This is a genomic window from Ignatzschineria rhizosphaerae, from assembly GCF_022655595.1.
Lineage (GTDB): Bacteria > Pseudomonadota > Gammaproteobacteria > Cardiobacteriales > Wohlfahrtiimonadaceae > Ignatzschineria > Ignatzschineria rhizosphaerae.
Map to the genome: position 1 here is coordinate 1515753 of NZ_CP093379.1, position 16424 is coordinate 1532176.

The 16424-nt window shown below is 38.3% G+C and carries 16 protein-coding genes; 4 read left to right on the plus strand and 12 right to left on the minus strand.

Features of this window, described 5'->3' with window-relative positions:
* Nucleotides 1–11: 11 nt before the first annotated feature.
* From MMG00_RS06540 to MMG00_RS06555, 4 genes are all read left to right on the plus strand, one after another.
* On the plus strand, nucleotides 12–1187 hold the full coding sequence (locus MMG00_RS06540) for a 5-bromo-4-chloroindolyl phosphate hydrolysis family protein (RefSeq protein ID WP_242153107.1): 1176 nt from the start codon (nucleotides 12–14) through the stop codon (nucleotides 1185–1187).
* 233 nt (nucleotides 1188–1420) lie between these two features.
* Nucleotides 1421–2299 (plus strand): DKNYY domain-containing protein, encoded by an 879-nt coding sequence (locus MMG00_RS06545; RefSeq protein ID WP_242153110.1) that lies wholly within the window; start codon nucleotides 1421–1423, stop codon nucleotides 2297–2299.
* Nucleotides 2300–2309: 10 nt separating this feature from the next.
* Complete coding sequence (locus MMG00_RS06550; protein WP_242153113.1) at nucleotides 2310–3548, plus strand: DKNYY domain-containing protein; 1239 nt, start codon at nucleotides 2310–2312, stop codon at nucleotides 3546–3548.
* Nucleotides 3549–4325, plus strand: a complete 777-nt coding sequence (locus tag MMG00_RS06555; RefSeq protein WP_242153115.1) for a hypothetical protein — start codon at nucleotides 3549–3551, stop codon at nucleotides 4323–4325. It abuts the gene before it with no gap.
* Nucleotides 4326–4630: 305 nt separating this feature from the next.
* Here MMG00_RS06555 and MMG00_RS06560 read toward each other — a convergent pair whose 3' ends face one another.
* The 12 genes from MMG00_RS06560 to MMG00_RS06615 form a co-directional block, all read right to left on the minus strand.
* Complete coding sequence (locus MMG00_RS06560) at nucleotides 4631–5488, minus strand: DUF3592 domain-containing protein (RefSeq protein WP_242153118.1); 858 nt, start codon at nucleotides 5486–5488, stop codon at nucleotides 4631–4633.
* An 81-nt stretch (nucleotides 5489–5569) separates the two neighbouring features.
* Nucleotides 5570–6427, minus strand: coding sequence for a tRNA 2-thiocytidine(32) synthetase TtcA (gene ttcA, locus MMG00_RS06565; protein ID WP_242153121.1), 858 nt, complete (start codon nucleotides 6425–6427; stop codon nucleotides 5570–5572).
* A 490-nt stretch (nucleotides 6428–6917) separates the two neighbouring features.
* Nucleotides 6918–8207 (minus strand): MFS transporter, encoded by a 1290-nt coding sequence (locus tag MMG00_RS06570; RefSeq protein ID WP_242153124.1) that lies wholly within the window; start codon nucleotides 8205–8207, stop codon nucleotides 6918–6920.
* Nucleotides 8208–8429: 222 nt separating this feature from the next.
* Nucleotides 8430–9299, minus strand: a complete 870-nt coding sequence (locus MMG00_RS06575) for a SprT family zinc-dependent metalloprotease (RefSeq protein WP_242153127.1) — start codon at nucleotides 9297–9299, stop codon at nucleotides 8430–8432.
* A gap of 20 nt (nucleotides 9300–9319) precedes the next feature.
* Nucleotides 9320–10087, minus strand: coding sequence for an ABC transporter ATP-binding protein (locus tag MMG00_RS06580; protein WP_242153130.1), 768 nt, complete (start codon nucleotides 10085–10087; stop codon nucleotides 9320–9322).
* Entirely contained in the window at nucleotides 10081–10926 is an 846-nt protein-coding gene (locus tag MMG00_RS06585) for an ABC transporter permease (RefSeq protein ID WP_242153133.1), read from the minus strand. The genes MMG00_RS06580 and MMG00_RS06585 overlap by 7 nt, the downstream gene beginning before the upstream one ends.
* An 8-nt stretch (nucleotides 10927–10934) precedes the next feature.
* Nucleotides 10935–11927, minus strand: coding sequence for an ABC transporter substrate-binding protein (locus MMG00_RS06590; protein ID WP_242153136.1), 993 nt, complete (start codon nucleotides 11925–11927; stop codon nucleotides 10935–10937).
* Between the two features lie 589 nt (nucleotides 11928–12516).
* Nucleotides 12517–12747, minus strand: a complete 231-nt coding sequence (locus tag MMG00_RS06595) for a YccJ family protein (RefSeq protein WP_242153138.1) — start codon at nucleotides 12745–12747, stop codon at nucleotides 12517–12519.
* Between the two features lie 30 nt (nucleotides 12748–12777).
* Nucleotides 12778–13014 (minus strand): hypothetical protein, encoded by a 237-nt coding sequence (locus MMG00_RS06600; RefSeq protein ID WP_242153141.1) that lies wholly within the window; start codon nucleotides 13012–13014, stop codon nucleotides 12778–12780.
* Nucleotides 13015–13263: 249 nt separating this feature from the next.
* Nucleotides 13264–13599, minus strand: coding sequence for a YerC/YecD family TrpR-related protein (locus MMG00_RS06605; RefSeq protein ID WP_242153144.1), 336 nt, complete (start codon nucleotides 13597–13599; stop codon nucleotides 13264–13266).
* Nucleotides 13600–13763: 164 nt separating this feature from the next.
* The gene (locus tag MMG00_RS06610) at nucleotides 13764–15488 is read right to left on the minus strand and encodes a glycerol-3-phosphate dehydrogenase/oxidase (RefSeq protein ID WP_242153147.1); all 1725 of its coding nucleotides are present in this window, start codon (nucleotides 15486–15488) and stop codon (nucleotides 13764–13766) included.
* Nucleotides 15489–15663: 175 nt separating this feature from the next.
* Entirely contained in the window at nucleotides 15664–16149 is a 486-nt protein-coding gene (locus tag MMG00_RS06615) for a YiiD C-terminal domain-containing protein (RefSeq protein ID WP_242153150.1), read from the minus strand.
* Between the last annotated feature and the right edge of the window lie 275 nt (nucleotides 16150–16424).

A 16424-nucleotide genomic window follows, 5' to 3' on the forward strand; every position in this document is an offset into this window, starting at 1 on the left:
GAGATTTTTAGATGAACAGATCAACACAAGACCCTAAACTTCCTTTTGAAGCTCAAAGAGAGAGAAAAGCTCATCATCAAGAGCAAGAGGAAACCTCTAATAATCAATCACTAGCATCGAAACCCTATCAAAGCCGTTATATTGAAGATGAGATTTTTATCAATTTAAGTGGTGCATTTAGTCGCGGCGTTGCCGGCGTTAAAGCGACTTTTGATCGTATGGTGGATCATGCTAAAGCCTTTTTGACAGGCGTTGGTACACAAATTGCCACATTCTTTATCCCTTCCAAAATTGATCTCACTTTAGGTTTTACCTTCTTAACAACTTATCTAGGGATGATTATGCTCTTTCCTTCTCGGCCTAATCGCTTTGCATTAGGCGTTGGAATTATTGCCGGCATATTAATGATTGTAAGTGGTTTATGGCCCTTAGCACCGATTATCGGCGGCTTAGTTGCGGCAATTACAGGGATTCGAGATCGCCATATTGATAATAGAACATTTTGGTTCACAATCCCTTTTTCGCTTCTCCTAATAGTCGGAAGTGTTGCTACTCAATCTGAAACGATTTGGGGAATTATTCCGCTTATCACCTTAATCGGATTAGCCCTTACAACACTATTTGGAATTTTTGCCCCTAATAATATTCGCCGTAAATTTAGTTATTACTTTATGAGTGAAGCTGAGAAAAAAGCCTACCTTAAAGAGGAGAAAGAAATTCAAGAAGCCCTGAGAGCTCTTGAAGAAGCTAACCGCTTAAAAGCAGAAAAAGCACAGAAATATGCCCTATTTGGCCGTCATATTGAGATTCTTGAAACCATTGAGCTTCAAGTGACAAAACTCCCGACCGATCTCTCGGAGCAAGTGACAGAAATTGGAATCATCTCTATTAAAATTATTAAAGCGATGGAACGAGATCCTCGTGATGTGCTTGTGGGGGGGCGCTTTTTAAATCGTTACCTTCCACTCATTCAAGAAAATCTTACGAAATATATTACGGTTCAAGAGTATGCACCAGATCATAAAATTCAAGAACTGCATCAGGACGTCTTAAAGTCTATGACAACCTTACAGCAAGCATTCACGCAGCTTTCTCTAGAGCTTGTGGAAAATGAATTACATGACTTAAAGATCGATATGAATGTCATCGATACCCTTATTAAAAGCCAAGGTTTTGAGATTCGTTAAAAGCTAACGCTTACATATAGTGATGATCTCTTTTTAATGCTAAAACTTCATCATGAAATATTTCCTTCGACCTTTAAGGAGTAATATCATGATTTAACAAGAAAGAAGTCAGATTAAAGGTTTCTATATTTTGAGGATTAAGGCATAATCTCTCATATTTAGATATTAGATAATAAATATCATTTTTTAATGGGCATTAATCTAAAAAAACCACCTTCAATTTAGGGCACTTTATGAGAATCTTCACTTTTGGCAATATTCTGATATTGCTGATTATTACCTTTTTATACATGGGTTTTCTCTATTTCCAAGGGAAACAAAATAATACTGATTATTTCTCATTAGGAGAGATCAATGAGTATTATAGTCTCTCTAGTAAAGGTGTCTCTTATGAAGGAAAATTGATTCCAAGAGCTGATAAAAGTAGTTTTGAAGCACTCAATATCCCCTATTATGGTAAAGATAAAGATCACGTATTTTGGAGCGCGACAGAAATTTATCATGCAGATCCTAAATCATTTGTGATGATCAACTATCTCTATTCTAAAGATCATGATCGTGTCTTTTTTAGAGGAAAACCACTCCTTCAAGCAGATCCCAACACCTTTTCCATCATTGAGCATCAATATCAATTTACAGATGGTGACTATAGTAAAGACCAATCACGTGTCTACCTTGATCACTATATAATTCCTCATGCAGATCCTGAAACCTTTGAGCTATTTAATTGGGATTGGGCGAAAGATAAAAATTATGTCTATTATAAAGGGCGTCTGCTTCCTGAGATCGATAGTCAATCTTTTGTCCCCATTCACTATATGGCAAAAGATAAAGATCACCCTTATAACAAGGGAGACTTTATTGCCGGCATTGATGGATCAACCTTTGAAAAGCTCCCTTCAGGGCGCTACTATCGTGATAAAAACTATGTCTATGTCTCTGGGTCTGTTGATACCATTTTTTATGGTGAAAACGAGATGCCAATCGCCCCAAAAGACTTCATCTATGTTGAAAATTATGATGAAGAGACAGGCCGAGATTACAGTTATTACAAGGCCCCTGGCGATTTCTGCTTTGATGAATCAAATGGCATGAGAATTAGATGTGAATAGGAGCGAACCCATGAAATATAACAGAACAAAAAAAACAAAATCCCTATTCAATCGCTATACCCCTTTTTTAGTGATTGCACTATTAACGCTCCTTTACGCGCATTATCATTTTCAATATCAGCCTCTCATTGAGAAGCACTACCCGCAAATCATACAGCAACAAAAAATGGATTCAGCGGAGTCTAAAGATCTATACCTTGCAGAAAAAGCATATATCGAAAACTTCGAGCTAGACAATGTGTTACCAGAAAATCTGACACTTTTAAGTGAAGGGCATGCAAAAGATCAAGATAATAATGTCTATTTTACCAATATTATTTTAGAAGAAGCAGATCCTGATACTTTCGCGCAGTTTCTTGCCCCAGGGCTCCCCTATGATAGCTCGCTTGGTATTGATAAAAACCATCTCTATTTCCGAGAAAATATTGTAGAACATGCAGATCCCCATTCTTTTGTCTATTTAGGCGCTAAAAAAATTGCCTTCTTTGAAGTCAATACGCAAATGAGAAGCACGGGACAAGAGTATCAAGATGGGCTTTATGCGCTCGATAAAAACTATGTCTACTTCGATTTTGAACCGATTATCGATGCTGATCCTGCTTCTTTTGAATTGCTTGATACCTATTATGATCGAGATAAAAACTTTATCTTCTACAAGGGTAAAAAACTTGAAGGAAGTGATGCCGATAGCTTTATTTTTTATCCACTCTCTCATCAAACTTACACAAGATATGAGGATTACTTACCAGGATATGCGATAGATAATAATCAGGCCTATTATAACTTTGAACCCATCGATAATGTAGATATCAAAAGCTTTAAAATCGTCAAAGGCTATTATGCGCTTGATAAAAACCATGTCTATTTCCAAGGGGCTATTGTGCCATTTATGGATGCTGCTTCATTTCATTATGTGAATCAACCGGTGTTTGATCATGATCCTACTTTTCCTAAAGGGGCTAAAATACAAGGTTATATGATGAATAATATGAATAATCGGACACATACCTACCCAAAGGAGTATCAACATGGCTACTTCCGCGATCAAAATGCCTGCTATAACTATCATAGTACGCAGCAAGTAATTAATAAAACTTGGAACTGCGAAGAGATAATCCAAGAAGAAACGATGCCCACTTCCGAAATAGCATCTGAGCTTGAAGCTGCGATAGAGCCAGAAGTGACTAAAGAGATGATCATCTTAAATGAGTCTATGGACGCAAATCCTGTAGATCAAATGGAGCAATAAATGATGACGCAATATTATTTATCAACAAAATCACATAGCGCCAAAAGCACCATTGGTATGAAACTTGAGAATATTATTATTCTCTTTATAACGGCAACTTTACTCTTTCTACTACTGATCAATAGCTATTTAAGACTTGCTGCATTTACCAATGCCACGCTGATCACCACACAATACATCTATCTTATTTTACTTGCATCATCGCTTATTATGCTCGTTCAACTCTATTATATGAAGGATCGAGATCAAGATAAAATCGCTAGCTTTGTGATCATATTACTTCTCATCATTGTTGTTGCAAGCATGATGCTCAACTATTACTGGAATCTCTTTACAAATCCCGGCAAAGGCGCACCAACTGTAGGGATTACATTAGTGACATTAGCTTCATCTATCTTTGGAATCATTCCCTTTGTTGTACTTTACCCTCAGAAAATCGCCATGATTCACAAATTTGTCCTCTCCTTTATTCTAATTCCAAGTGCGGTTGTCTGCTTAAGTGCGCTCACATTTAATCATATCGATAGCTTACTACCTGTTTTTGATTTTAATATTGAGAAGTTCCCCCATCAAATGAGGTTAGCGCTACTTCTTGCAGCGCTCAGTATTATTGCCGGCACTTTACTCATAATTATTTATTGTTTTCTTCTTAGCACGATTGGTATCATGCGATTTTTACTACCGATTCTCTCAGCAGCGCTGCTTGCCACAATTATTGGGTATAGCGTGGTGAAATCTATCGATATCCAATTACTTGTTGCGTTTTCTTTATGGTAATGGGGGAGATAAAATCTATTAAAGCCTAATCACTTTCAATAAATGAAGGGCTGTATCTTCAACTTATAGTCGATTCGGTTTAATAAATGCTGTTTTAAAAGGAAAATAGGACTGTCAGTAAATCAAATTAGCTTGCACGACGCTAAATAGAACAACTCTTGAGAACGCCTCTTGAGAACAATTCTGCGCTACTCATAACCGATGCGCTGGCAATCAGATTCAGTCACTTTTAAACCGATCTCACTATCAATACTTCATAAAAAAGGGCGCATTACTCCCTTTTCATCATTTAAATTTTAAAGCGATTAATCCTCAAAGCGAACTAATCGCACTAGATCTTCAGTATAAAAGAGATAAATAGAAGGATCACTTGGCAGGATCTTCACCTTTGCCGAAGCGCCCACGAGTTTGTTTAAATCAACATCCTCCACGGCAATTCTCCCTGAAACATAGTAATAAATAGCATTCGATAATACCGGATGATACTCAGCTTCCGCCAAAAGATAATCCCCTTGATTGATAAGCCGCGTCACTTTAACTGTTATCAGCCTTCCTTCTTTTTCCAGCCGAGCTTCCCCTCTTTCCCGTCTATATCCCTGATAAACTCTCACAATAAAAAATATCGCAAATGACGATACCGCTAATCCATAGAAATAGAGAAAGGCGATCACGCCGTAAGCACCCTTATTATTTAATGTCGCACTCTTAACAGGATTCTCTGACTGATAATAGACAGGAAGCGCTTCCCCAATATCAAAATGGGTGCCATTATAATTCGCCCGATATAAAAACTCGTGCATAAGTCCTTCTTGATCCTCAAATCTCACCAATGCTTCAGACATATTCTTACTATTATCTGCATCAATAATTTTTCCTGTGACTTTAATGCTCGTACTCTGCCAAGAGATCTGATCAATTAAATAATCTGTTCCTTTATAGAGCGTATAAAACCCTGAAGAAAAGCCCACAAGTAATCCTAGACAGTAAATTAATGCAAAACCTGAACCGATGATCGTTTTAATAATCGTTAATGTTTTAGGAATGATATTAAATGTATAGCGATTAATGAACTCTATAAGCGTCACATTATCGCCAACAACTTTACGCCAAAGCCATAAAATCAAAAGGGAAAGGGCAACAATCCCCAACATTTTCAGTACCATTATTTATCCCATCACAAAGAGTTCATCTTCAGTTTCATAACAAGCTAATAGCTCGTTACCCTTTCCCGTTATCAAACAATCTTAACCTTGCAACCAATTTTTCTCTGGCGTAAGATCTGCCAAATTATTACCACTACTTAGAGCAGCTTCCTTACCGCCTTTGACTTCAAAACGATTAAAGTCAAACAGTGAAGTATCGGCTAATTGCGAGGGCTTTACATTACGCATTGCTCTAAAGATTGAATCCATTCTACCGGGATATTTAGCTTCCCACTCAGCGAGCATTGATTTAGTGGTTTGTCTTTGCAAACCATCTTGAGAGCCACAAAGATTACAAGGAATAATCGGAAACTCCCGCATTTCTGCATACTTAATAAGATCCTTCTCTTCACAATAAGCAAGAGGACGGATGAGAATATTATCCCCATCATCACTGCGTAATTTCGGCGGCATTGCTTTCATCGTGCCACCAAAAAACATATTCATAAAAAGCGTCTCTACCATATCATCACGATGATGCCCAAGCGCAATCTTATTAAATCCATGATCTTTCGCATATTGGTATAAAACTCCTCGGCGAAGGCGCGAGCAGAGACTACAAGTTGTTTTTCCCTCAGGAATGACCCTTTTTACAACGGAGTAAGTATCTTGTTCAATAATCTCAAAAGGAACACCAATAGATGTTAAATAATTTGGTAAGATCTCTTCTGGAAATCCTGGTTGCTTTTGATCTAAATTAACGGCAAAAACTTCAAAATTAACAGGCGCCTTTTCTTGTAGCTTTAAAAGAAGATCTAAAAGTGCATAAGAGTCCTTTCCACCAGAAAGGCAGACCATTACCCGATCGCCCTCTTCGATCATCTCATAATCCATGATCGCACACCCTACTTGCCGGCGTAGTCGTTTTTCTAGTTTTTTTTCAGAAACGGATAATGCCACTTTTGACTCCTCAATCAAGCATTCTTAAAGTGTGCGTATTGTACCATTCTTCTTCTTAATCATAGATCTCAAATATTTTTTCTCCTTTAAAATATTTAAGACTATGCTTCTTTCAAAAGAGGTGTTTTTTAATAGAGCAACATTAAAAAAGCCTCATCAAAGCAGACCTTTTAGCGCTTTAATGAGGCTATTATTTTAATAAAGTAATTATATTTAACACTATTACTTACATGTTATTGCTTATACGTTATTGCTTATACGTTATTGCTTATACGTTATTGCTTATACGTTATTACTCATAGTGAAATCGGTTTAAAAGTGACTGCGCTAGATTGCTACACATCGGTTATGGGCAGCGTAAGATTTGTTCTATCTGGCTACGTGCAAGCTGATTTGACTCCTACACTGTACTGTTTTGCTTTTAAATGACGTTTCTTAAACCAAATTGAGAGATATTCTATAACTTAAATCTTTTCCTTAAACACCGTGTTTAACGCATATTCAAGATAACCCGAGCCGCAACTGTTGAAATCACACTGACAAAGGCACCGGCAATCACGTAAAAAGTCACCGCGAGATTATTGCCGGTAACATCAATCAGCCAAGTGATTGTAACGCCGGCAAATCCCCCAAAGATCATCACAGCGATATTATAACTTAATGACATCCCTGTTCCCCTAACTTGTACTGGGAAAATCTCTGAGATTAATGCCGGCATTGATGCAAAATAAACTGTCATTAATAGACCCACAAAACCTTGTATCACCAGTAATTTTAAGAAACCAGGACCAATTGAGAGCCATGCAAATAAAGGATAGGTACAAAGTACGAAAAGTACACTACTGACAAACATAAAAGGAATTCTGCCATATTTATCTGAGTAGTGACCAATTATGGGTGAGAGCAATAACATTATGCCGCCAGATAAAATAGTCGCCACAAAAGAAGTGGTAGAGCTCATGCCTAACTGTCTTACCGCATAGGTTGGCATATAAACAACTAAATAAACGGAAACTGTGGCCATCACCACACAGCCAGTACCAATAACTAATGCCATTTTATGATGCATCATTAAATCACGAAAGGGGTGCTTACTTGGCAGTACTTCAGCAAATTCTGGTGATTCATCTAAAGTGCGGCGAATATAGTAACCAATTGGCCCAATTAAAAGTCCAAAGATAAAAGGTAAACGCCAGCCCCAAGAGTAGAGCTGCTCTTCTGTTAAAAAGGCATAGATAGAAGCCCCTGCAATAGCCGCTAACGCAATACTTAAACCTTGACTTGCCACCTGCCAACTTGAGAAAAATCCTCGACGATGCGGCGCATGCTCTACTAAAAATGTCGTAGAACTTCCAAACTCTCCACCGGCAGAAAAACCTTGAATCAATCTTGCTAAGACGATTCCAACAGATGCCCAAATACCAATTTGCGAATAAGTTGGCATAATCGCTATTAAAAGCGTCCCGATCATCATCAAAAAGATCGAAAGTGTTAATGCAGCCTTACGCCCAACCTTATCTGAATAGATTCCAATAACAATAGCGCCTAGAGGGCGCATAAAAAATGAGACCCCAAAAGTGGCAAAAGTAATTAGTAAGGAGAGGGTTTGATTTTCAACCGGAAAGAAGAGCTTCGCAATAATCACCGCCATTGTGCCGTAAATCAGTACGTCATACCATTCAAGCGCATTACCAATCGAGGAAGATATCACCGCTTTCCATGTTTGGGGATGTTGTTCATATTTTCCCTGAGCCTCTAAATTTGTCGCATGATGCGCCATATAATCTCCTTTAATATCGTTATTATTATTGTGGCTACGAAATGATGACAGATACTTCCATCATTATTAATGATGCTATCTATCACTCCATTTTGTATAATGAAGGATTAACGATACGCTGTCAATTTGCTGATTTAGAAATAAAAATTAAAAAAAACAACAATTACGAGAAGAGAGGATTCATCGCTTTAATACGGATAGTGCTACTTAATTAGCCCCTTATCACTCTCTTCTTTCTAATGATTCCCCACAATGCTTACAAAAATAACGCGCCTTTCTCGCCTGCACACGATTATGCCGAATCGCGGTTAGTTCATGTGATTGGCATAAACAGTAATAAGTAAAACGCTCATATTGACGAACTTGGCTATTTTTTGTATTAAATCGGTGCGTTCTTTCTGCTGGCAACTTCATTATCTGTGTCATCATCATCTGCCACTCTTTACCATGTGGTTGAACTCGCCCATAAAGGGCAAATGTTAACAGATGCGCATATTCATACGGAATCACTTCATTGATAAATACATCACTATTTTCTGCCAGCAAAATCGGATTTAAACGGATTTCCCAACGCTCAAGATAAGCACTACCTGCTGTTTTCCCTCGCTGTTTAAAGCTTAATGTTGGGTAAAAATCATGGGAAAGATGCGCTTTTGAGGCTTGAATCCCCAAAAAAGCCTTTGCTCGAGAAAAAAGAGAAGGCTTTAAATAATGGGGAGAATGATCTAAAGATTCCCCCACATTCCTCAGCTCAGGATTCTGACCTGATTGAAAAGAGACAGGTTGTGAATGATCGTCCCCTTCCTTCTGATCCGCTGTAAACAATGGATCAGAAGGAGGCTGACTTTGATGAATTGGCAAACTTGCAGATACTAACTCTTCTTTTAGATAATATTTCGCGGCATTTTCTTTCAAAATTAAAATGCGCTCTTGTAGGCTTTGCATCGTTTCTATGGGGAGCTTTTCTGCTAAACGCGCCATCGCCTTGGCTTCAACATCCATGATCTTTTCAATCACCCGATATAAAAGCGCCTCTTTCATAGAAGAGGCTTTTTTTAATTGATCTATGGCGATGATATCAATGGCTTTCATCCCAAGCAAAATCCTTTCATTTAAGCATCTGTAAACTCTTTTGTAAGATCAAAAACGGTTAAAGATGCCTTTTCTTCTCTGCTATAGGATTTTCTAAATTGCCCATCTTTTAAGACAATCGTGCGATCCCCATAACGAATAGCATGCTCCATATTGTGCGTGATCATTACACAAGTCAGTTTCTGTTCTCGCACAAGCTTATCAGCTAATGCCATCACATGCTCTGCAATTTTAGGATCAAGGGCTGCGGTAATCTCATCAAGGAGTAAGATTTTGGACTCTGCAATAATCGACATCACAAGGCTCAAGGCCTGACGCTGCCCACCTGAAAGGTTTGTTACCATCTCATTTAAACGATTTTCTAACCCCATTTCTAAGAGAGAAATTTTCTCTTTAAAAAGTGATCTACGTCCTTCATTATTAAAGAGTCTAAAACCACGCTTTTGTCCACGCTTAAAAGAAAATGCCATATTTTCTAAAATGGTCATATTCTCCATCGTCCCAACTCGTGGGTCTTGCATCACAATAGAGACGAGCTTTGCCCGCTCTTGCTGAGATTTTTTAGTAACATCGACCCCATCAATAATCACTCGACCATTTTCGGGCTTCATAAATCCAGAAATTGTATTAAAAACGGTAGATTTACCCGCACCATTACCACCGATAATGACTAAAAACTCTCCCTTTTCAACCTCAAGGTTAAGACCCTCTAGGATAGTTCTCTCTAATTGCGTGCCTTTACCAACAACAAGCTTAATATCTTCTAATTTTAACATAGGGTTTAGCATTTACGTCTCCCCCCTGGCATCGCCATTATGATGATAATTAAGAGACCGGCAATTAAGTTAAAATCATAACTCTTTAAATTTAAAAACTCTGCATGTAGCGCTAAACTTGTCACAATACGGTAGATAATGGAACCGACAATACAGCTCAGTAACTTAATCCAGATAGATCTAAAGGGAAGCACTCTCTCACCAATAATCACGGCGGCAAACCCCGCGATAATGGTACCAATACCTGCTGAGATATCTGTAAATCCTTGTTGCTGACTAAAGAGTGCACCGCCCATTGCGATAAGCGCATTCCCCATCGCAACTCCTAAAATCACCATCCATTTAACATTCACACCACCATTCATGCAAAGACGCTTATTTTGCCCAACAGCGCGAATTGAGAGTCCGATATCTGTATTGAGTAAAAAACTAAATGCCGCAATCAAAATCACAGTAATCGCGCCTAACACTATAAGGTTATTAGTCACAAAAATAGTAGGTGACATTAAAAGAGAGATATTAGGAGTTCCTTGCATCACATGCAGGTTAATGGAGTAGAGCATAAAAGCCACTAAAATGCCGGCTAAAAGATCTGTCACTTTAAAAAAGCTATTTAAAATCCCTGTTAATGCACCGGCAAGCGCTCCCCCAATAAGCGCGAAGATCAGCGATAAAAAAGGATCTACGCCAGCTTTGATTAAAATAGAAGAGATGGCAGCCCCTAAAACGAAGCTGCCATCACAGGTTAAATCTGGAAAGTCGATAATTCTAAATGTGAGGTAGATCCCCATACCAACAATTCCATAAATGAGCCCGAGTTCCAGGCTCATTACTAATTCACTTAAACTCATCCTAACCCTTAATCTTTCTGAACCGCTTCTGCCTTACCATCCTTAATAAAGACAGCAGCTTCCTCGATCACCTCATTTGGAAGGGTTAATCCGAGTTTATTGGCGGTATCCATGTTAATAACGAGCTCCATTTTATCAGGAAAACCAACAGGGATCGCGTTAATATCTTCACCGTTCAAAATACGTGCAATCATCTCTGCCGTATCAATGCCTAATTGATATTGATTAGGGCCTAACGCTGCAAGCGGACCAAACTCTACCGCATCGGTATCTGCGACAAATACTGGTTTTTTCTCTTTTGTAGCAGCCGTTACAATACTCTCTAATGCTGCAAGGGCTGTATTATCACCATAGATAAAAATTGCATCTGTTTGGTTTGCAAGGCGTGTTGCTGCTTGTGGTACGTCAGCTGTGCGATTAACGGATTGAGTCACAACTTCTAAACCAAAGTTTGGCGCAGCTTTTTCTAGATCTTTAAGTTGAGTGATAGAGTTTGCATCACCGGGGTTATAGATAAAGCCAATTTTCTTAAGCTCTGGTAAAACCTTTTTGAACATCTCAAGCTGCGGCGAAACATCTACATAGTTCGACATTCCTGTCACGTTCGTATTCGAACCTTCAAGAGATTTTACTAAGCTTGCGCCCATAGGATCTGTGATAGAACTAAAGACCATCTTTGTTTTGCCTTCCATCGCCGCTTTCACTAAGCTTTGCGCTGAAGGTGTACCAATACCAACGGTAACATCGGCATTTTGTGCCACAAATTTTGTGGAAATTTGCGCGGCTAATGCGACGTTAGCTTGTGCTGATTCCACCACAAAATCAAGGTTCTCCCCTTCTACAAATCCGCGATCTTTAAGCCCATCACGAATCCCTTTTGCAGTCATATCAAGTGCCGGGTGCTCTACGATCTGATTGATATAAACTTTTTTAACATCTGCCGCGAGCGATACGCTACTTGCAAGCGCTGCACTTAATACTACTGCTAATAACTTTTTCATGAATGCTCCTAAAGAATTTAGTAGTGATTTGTTTTAAATTGATAGGTACAGTTTTATATTTACATCAATCTGTACTACTGTGGTGATACAGTATTACACTCCTACATTCTTGTCAACATTCATTGGGTAAATTTCTTTATGCCCAATTATTAAATATCGTGAAATAGATTTAAGAAAAGCCTTTAATTTAAATTGCGAGCGTGAGGTCAGCAAGAAGAATGCAAGCATTCCCGCCGCAAAACAGGCATTAGTAAATGATATCGTCGATTCAGTTTAAGAAAAGCTAGCCTTAAACAGCTGGCACGGGATTTTAAAAAGAACACAAAACATTCCCAAAATCCCTGCATAAATCTATAAAGATCCGTATTAAACAGTGCTTGCAAACTGCCGGATAGAACATATTGCTTATTGTTAATAGCTGATACGCCGGCATTTAAATCACTCTGTCTTGAACCTACTTCACTACAATGCTTATTTCTTCTTAAATAGAAATATCTTCAAAAAATAAAAAAGCCCGCTAAAAGCGAGCTATTTAAAAACTTAGGGGATTTAACGAATTGACTATTTTGTTCAATGAGCATTGATCTATTTAAACATTTTTACGATCAATTTTTTGTTCTCCCCAAAAAAGATGATCTGCATCTGTTTTAGCAAAGGCCAATGGTAACACCTCATCTGGCGCTTCTTCCCATATCTTATCTGCTAAAACCTCATCCCCTTTTGCCAACTCAAAAATGGCTAATGCAATTTCTAAAGAGGTTGATTCGCGAGCGGCAGCCCAGGATTTAATTTCATGAATCTCTTTTTTATGTGCATTCATTTTTTATCTCCTTCCTTATTAATATGTGCGCTATGAATCTTGGATTTTATCGTTGATTTTCTGAGAGATCTCTTTTGCCTTATCTTTAGTTTTTTGCAAAATCTCCCCTGTTTTGTGAGCAACCTTCTGAGCATCTTCATTAAGCTCATGCTTTAAATGATCTTTTGTTTCTTTTGATCTGTCGATTACTGAGTCAGTAATTTTTCCTGCTTTATCAGCCCCTGTCGTCAGCGTATCTCTTACTTTATCTCCGGTACTTTTTGTCATAAGCGGTCACTCCAATATCATTGATATGTATATGAATAATCACTATATATCCATCTATAAACACTGTAAATTAAAAAATATATTAAGAACATTAAAATCTATTTTAAATAATAAATAGCGAGAATCCCATGCGGCACCACTTAAAGGGTGCCAAATTTTATATCAGGGAATATCTCTCTTCCCCATATCAAGTAATATGAGGAAGATTTATAGTGATATTGATGACTACAAGAAGAAAGGCTGGTGAGATTAGATCTTCTCTTTAGGGTCCATTCGATCAAGCACTAAGCGGTAACCGTGATTTTGCTCTTCATTAATAAAACGAGAAACTCGACCAATCGTTGTTAAACTTGCAGAAGTTAAGGCGTGAATCTCCCGATAAGAGAGATCTCCACGTTCTAATAACTGACAAACTTTCCAGCGTTCTACCATTGAACTTAACTCTTTAGGTGTTAAAAGATCCTTTAAAAAGAGAATCATCTCTTTCTCATTTTCGATCTTCAAAAATGCATTACAGAGTGATTTTTCAAAATCAATCTGCTCTAATCGTTCTTCTAAAGCTGAAAGATGCTCTTTATTACTCATTGTTATCCTTCTCTTCTCGCTAAATTAATTTACTTAATATAAAAGCATATTTCGAGAAAAAAAGCGCTCAAATCTTATTGAACGCTCTCTTTTCACTATTAAATCATTGATTAAGGAATATCTCCTACACCTAAATCAGCTGATACCACCTGACTTTACAAGGCTTACAATACCTCATTGTTCTTAGAAGGCGCCTCTATCAAAGCTTCTGTTTTTTGGGTTAATTTTACCACTCTCTCATCTTCAACAGCATGCGTTGCATGGTAGAGCGCTTGTTCAAGAGCAGTATTATATTGTTTGACCTGATCGACCGTCCAGCTGAAATATCGCGCCATAAATCTTACTACAGCCACTTGGTGCGCTTTTACCCATTGAATATTGAAATAGAGTGCGCTGGTGCGTCTTACAAAAAAATCTGAAGGAGTCATCACGCTTTCATACAATAAACCATACATTAAGCGGACATACACCATTAATGGTAACCCTAACATCTCATCCGGGCTTGCCTTAGCGGCGATCTCAAAAAGAAGATCTACGTTAGAGCCATAAATACGGGCTAACTCTCTTGCTTCTTCGGGCGCTAAATTAGCTGCAACGCCTCTTTCAATTGAGGCCTCAATAAAAGATTCAAAAGCTTCGCTGCCTCCCACATCTCCCCCAGAAAATGGGAGCATCATCGTCTGACATTGTGCAAATTCTTGATTTTTCTTAGTCTTTAAATGACTAGCAATCTCATCGACTACCGCTTGTGCTAACTCCCTGTATCCCGTTAGTTTACCTGTTGTTACAGAGATTAAACCATTTTTAGCAGTTTCTAAGAGTGGCTTTTTAGCTTTTGAGGAGGACTTATCCTTCACAACAGGCGATATCCCTGCCCAAGAAGATTCAATCATCTCAGCTGTAATATTAAGCTTTGGAAACATCTCATTAATGGCAGAAATTAGATAATGCTGATCGGTGATTGAAACAGTGGGATAAATGGGATCTCCCTCATACACCGCGCTACTAACGCCCACATAAGTCTTACCATCACGCGGTACTGCAAATACCATTTTTTTATCTTCACCCGTATCAAAATAGAGGGCATCTTGAAGAGGAAACTGCGCTTGATCAAAGACTAAATGTGCGCCCTTAATCAACATCAATGAGTGACCATCTGTCTCTTGCGCTAAATCACTTACCTCAAAACGCCAACCGCCTGCTGCATTTAAAATCACAGTGCCTTCAACAATATGCATATTATTAGTGGCACTATCTCTAATCACAGCAGCCTCTACAAAGCCTTGATTATCCTGATTAAATCCTATTACTTCACTATAATTGAGACAATCTGCACCTAACTCTACCGCTTTTTTAATCATCTCTAATGTCATTCTGGCATCATCAGCGCGATATTCAACATATTCCCCTGCGCCTCGAAGCCCCTCTTTTTTTAAAGCCGGCACTTTAGCTAAGGTCTCTTTAACACTTAACATCTTCCGGCGCTCATCACTCTTTACATCTGCAAGATAATCATAAAACTTAAGGCCAATTGAGGTTGTAAAGCGCCCTAATGAACCTCCTTTATGAATAGGCAGTATCATCCTTTCACGATGAATAACGTGAGGCGCATTCTCATAAACCATAGCTCGCTCTTTACCGGTTCGAGTCACATTTTTGAGCTGAAATTTCTGCAAATAGCGCAGACCACCATGAATCATCTTTGTAGAACGGCTACTTGCGCCAAAGGCAAAATCACGCTTTTCTAACAGTGCAACCTTCATTCCACGGCTCACAGCATCTAATGCAATCCCAGCGCCTGTAATACCGCCCCCGATAATCACTAAATCATAATGATTTTTTTTAAAAGATTGAAAAATTTCTCGGCGATACAATGATGCAAGACTCATCTGTGACTCCTTAGATACTATCTAGTATGAGATTTCAGGTTTGATAATCGCCACTATTTTAGAAGATTGAATCCTATCTGTCCTGTACCGATATCAAGTCTTAGGGATATTTCCTAAAATTTAGTCAATAAAACAGTCCTATTGATCAATTATCACTAAGACTTACTAAAGATGTTTAAGATTTATCAGCCATATAAGCAACAAAATCTCCAGTAAAACTAGTTGTCACTTCACTACCCACAACCACTTCTGTTTGAATTTCTAGGCGACCTTTACCAAATTTATTAAACATCTTTTCAAATTTTACCCAAGCTTTTTCATCCACACCGCGGCAAATTGCGATTCCATCTTCCTTCATCGGTTTAGGATATTGGATATTTGCTTGTTGAATCACTATATGAAGATTCTTCTCATGACCAAGTGCTTTTAGCTGAAGATGCAACCAGCTCCAACCCACTAAAAGTGCTGAAGTATAAAGGCTTCCTCCAAATCCTGTGTACATATGATTACGATTATTTTCAAGAGGAACATGGAGCTTTAATGTCTTCTCTTTCCATTCAATAGGGATGACACCTAAAGATGCGCTAATAGGGATCTCTCTTGGTAACCACTGACTTAAGTATTCACATACCGCGCTTGAATCCTGATGATTAAGTTCCATCTCTTCTCCTCTTTATGATGTAAAACCTCTGGGTTATTTTATGGCTCATTGATCGCTAGGATGGGTTACCCCTAAGCAATCATTCCATCTTATAGATAGAGATGGAATATGGGTTTCCCACCACGAATCTTCAAGGGATAATAGAGCTTTATAAAAGCTTTTAATAAAGACCTTTTTAGCTTTACTTATCACTCTTATTAATAAATACCATAAGATTTATCGCCTCAACTGTGGTTAAATTAACTCATCGAAAGTCCGCAAAGAAACGAAAGGCA

What these genes read in the sequence shown, in the direction of transcription:
- MMG00_RS06545 (WP_242153110.1), top strand. Translation starts at nt 1,421, where the DNA reads ATGAGAATCTTCACTTTTGGCAATATTCTGATATTGCTGATTATTACC.
- MMG00_RS06575 (WP_242153127.1), bottom strand. Translation starts at nt 9,299, where the DNA reads ATGAAAGCCATTGATATCATCGCCATAGATCAATTAAAAAAAGCCTCT.
- MMG00_RS06555 (WP_242153115.1), top strand. Translation starts at nt 3,549, where the DNA reads ATGATGACGCAATATTATTTATCAACAAAATCACATAGCGCCAAAAGC.
- MMG00_RS06585 (WP_242153133.1), bottom strand. Translation starts at nt 10,926, where the DNA reads ATGAGTTTAAGTGAATTAGTAATGAGCCTGGAACTCGGGCTCATTTAT.
- MMG00_RS06550 (WP_242153113.1), top strand. Translation starts at nt 2,310, where the DNA reads ATGAAATATAACAGAACAAAAAAAACAAAATCCCTATTCAATCGCTAT.
- MMG00_RS06540 (WP_242153107.1), top strand. Translation starts at nt 12, where the DNA reads ATGAACAGATCAACACAAGACCCTAAACTTCCTTTTGAAGCTCAAAGA.
- MMG00_RS06590 (WP_242153136.1), bottom strand. Translation starts at nt 11,927, where the DNA reads ATGAAAAAGTTATTAGCAGTAGTATTAAGTGCAGCGCTTGCAAGTAGC.
- MMG00_RS06610 (WP_242153147.1), bottom strand. Translation starts at nt 15,488, where the DNA reads ATGAGTCTTGCATCATTGTATCGCCGAGAAATTTTTCAATCTTTTAAA.
- MMG00_RS06570 (WP_242153124.1), bottom strand. Translation starts at nt 8,207, where the DNA reads ATGGCGCATCATGCGACAAATTTAGAGGCTCAGGGAAAATATGAACAA.
- MMG00_RS06605 (WP_242153144.1), bottom strand. Translation starts at nt 13,599, where the DNA reads ATGAGTAATAAAGAGCATCTTTCAGCTTTAGAAGAACGATTAGAGCAG.
- MMG00_RS06560 (WP_242153118.1), bottom strand. Translation starts at nt 5,488, where the DNA reads ATGGTACTGAAAATGTTGGGGATTGTTGCCCTTTCCCTTTTGATTTTA.
- MMG00_RS06595 (WP_242153138.1), bottom strand. Translation starts at nt 12,747, where the DNA reads ATGAATGCACATAAAAAAGAGATTCATGAAATTAAATCCTGGGCTGCC.
- MMG00_RS06600 (WP_242153141.1), bottom strand. Translation starts at nt 13,014, where the DNA reads ATGACAAAAAGTACCGGAGATAAAGTAAGAGATACGCTGACGACAGGG.
- MMG00_RS06615 (WP_242153150.1), bottom strand. Translation starts at nt 16,149, where the DNA reads ATGGAACTTAATCATCAGGATTCAAGCGCGGTATGTGAATACTTAAGT.
- MMG00_RS06580 (WP_242153130.1), bottom strand. Translation starts at nt 10,087, where the DNA reads ATGCTAAACCCTATGTTAAAATTAGAAGATATTAAGCTTGTTGTTGGT.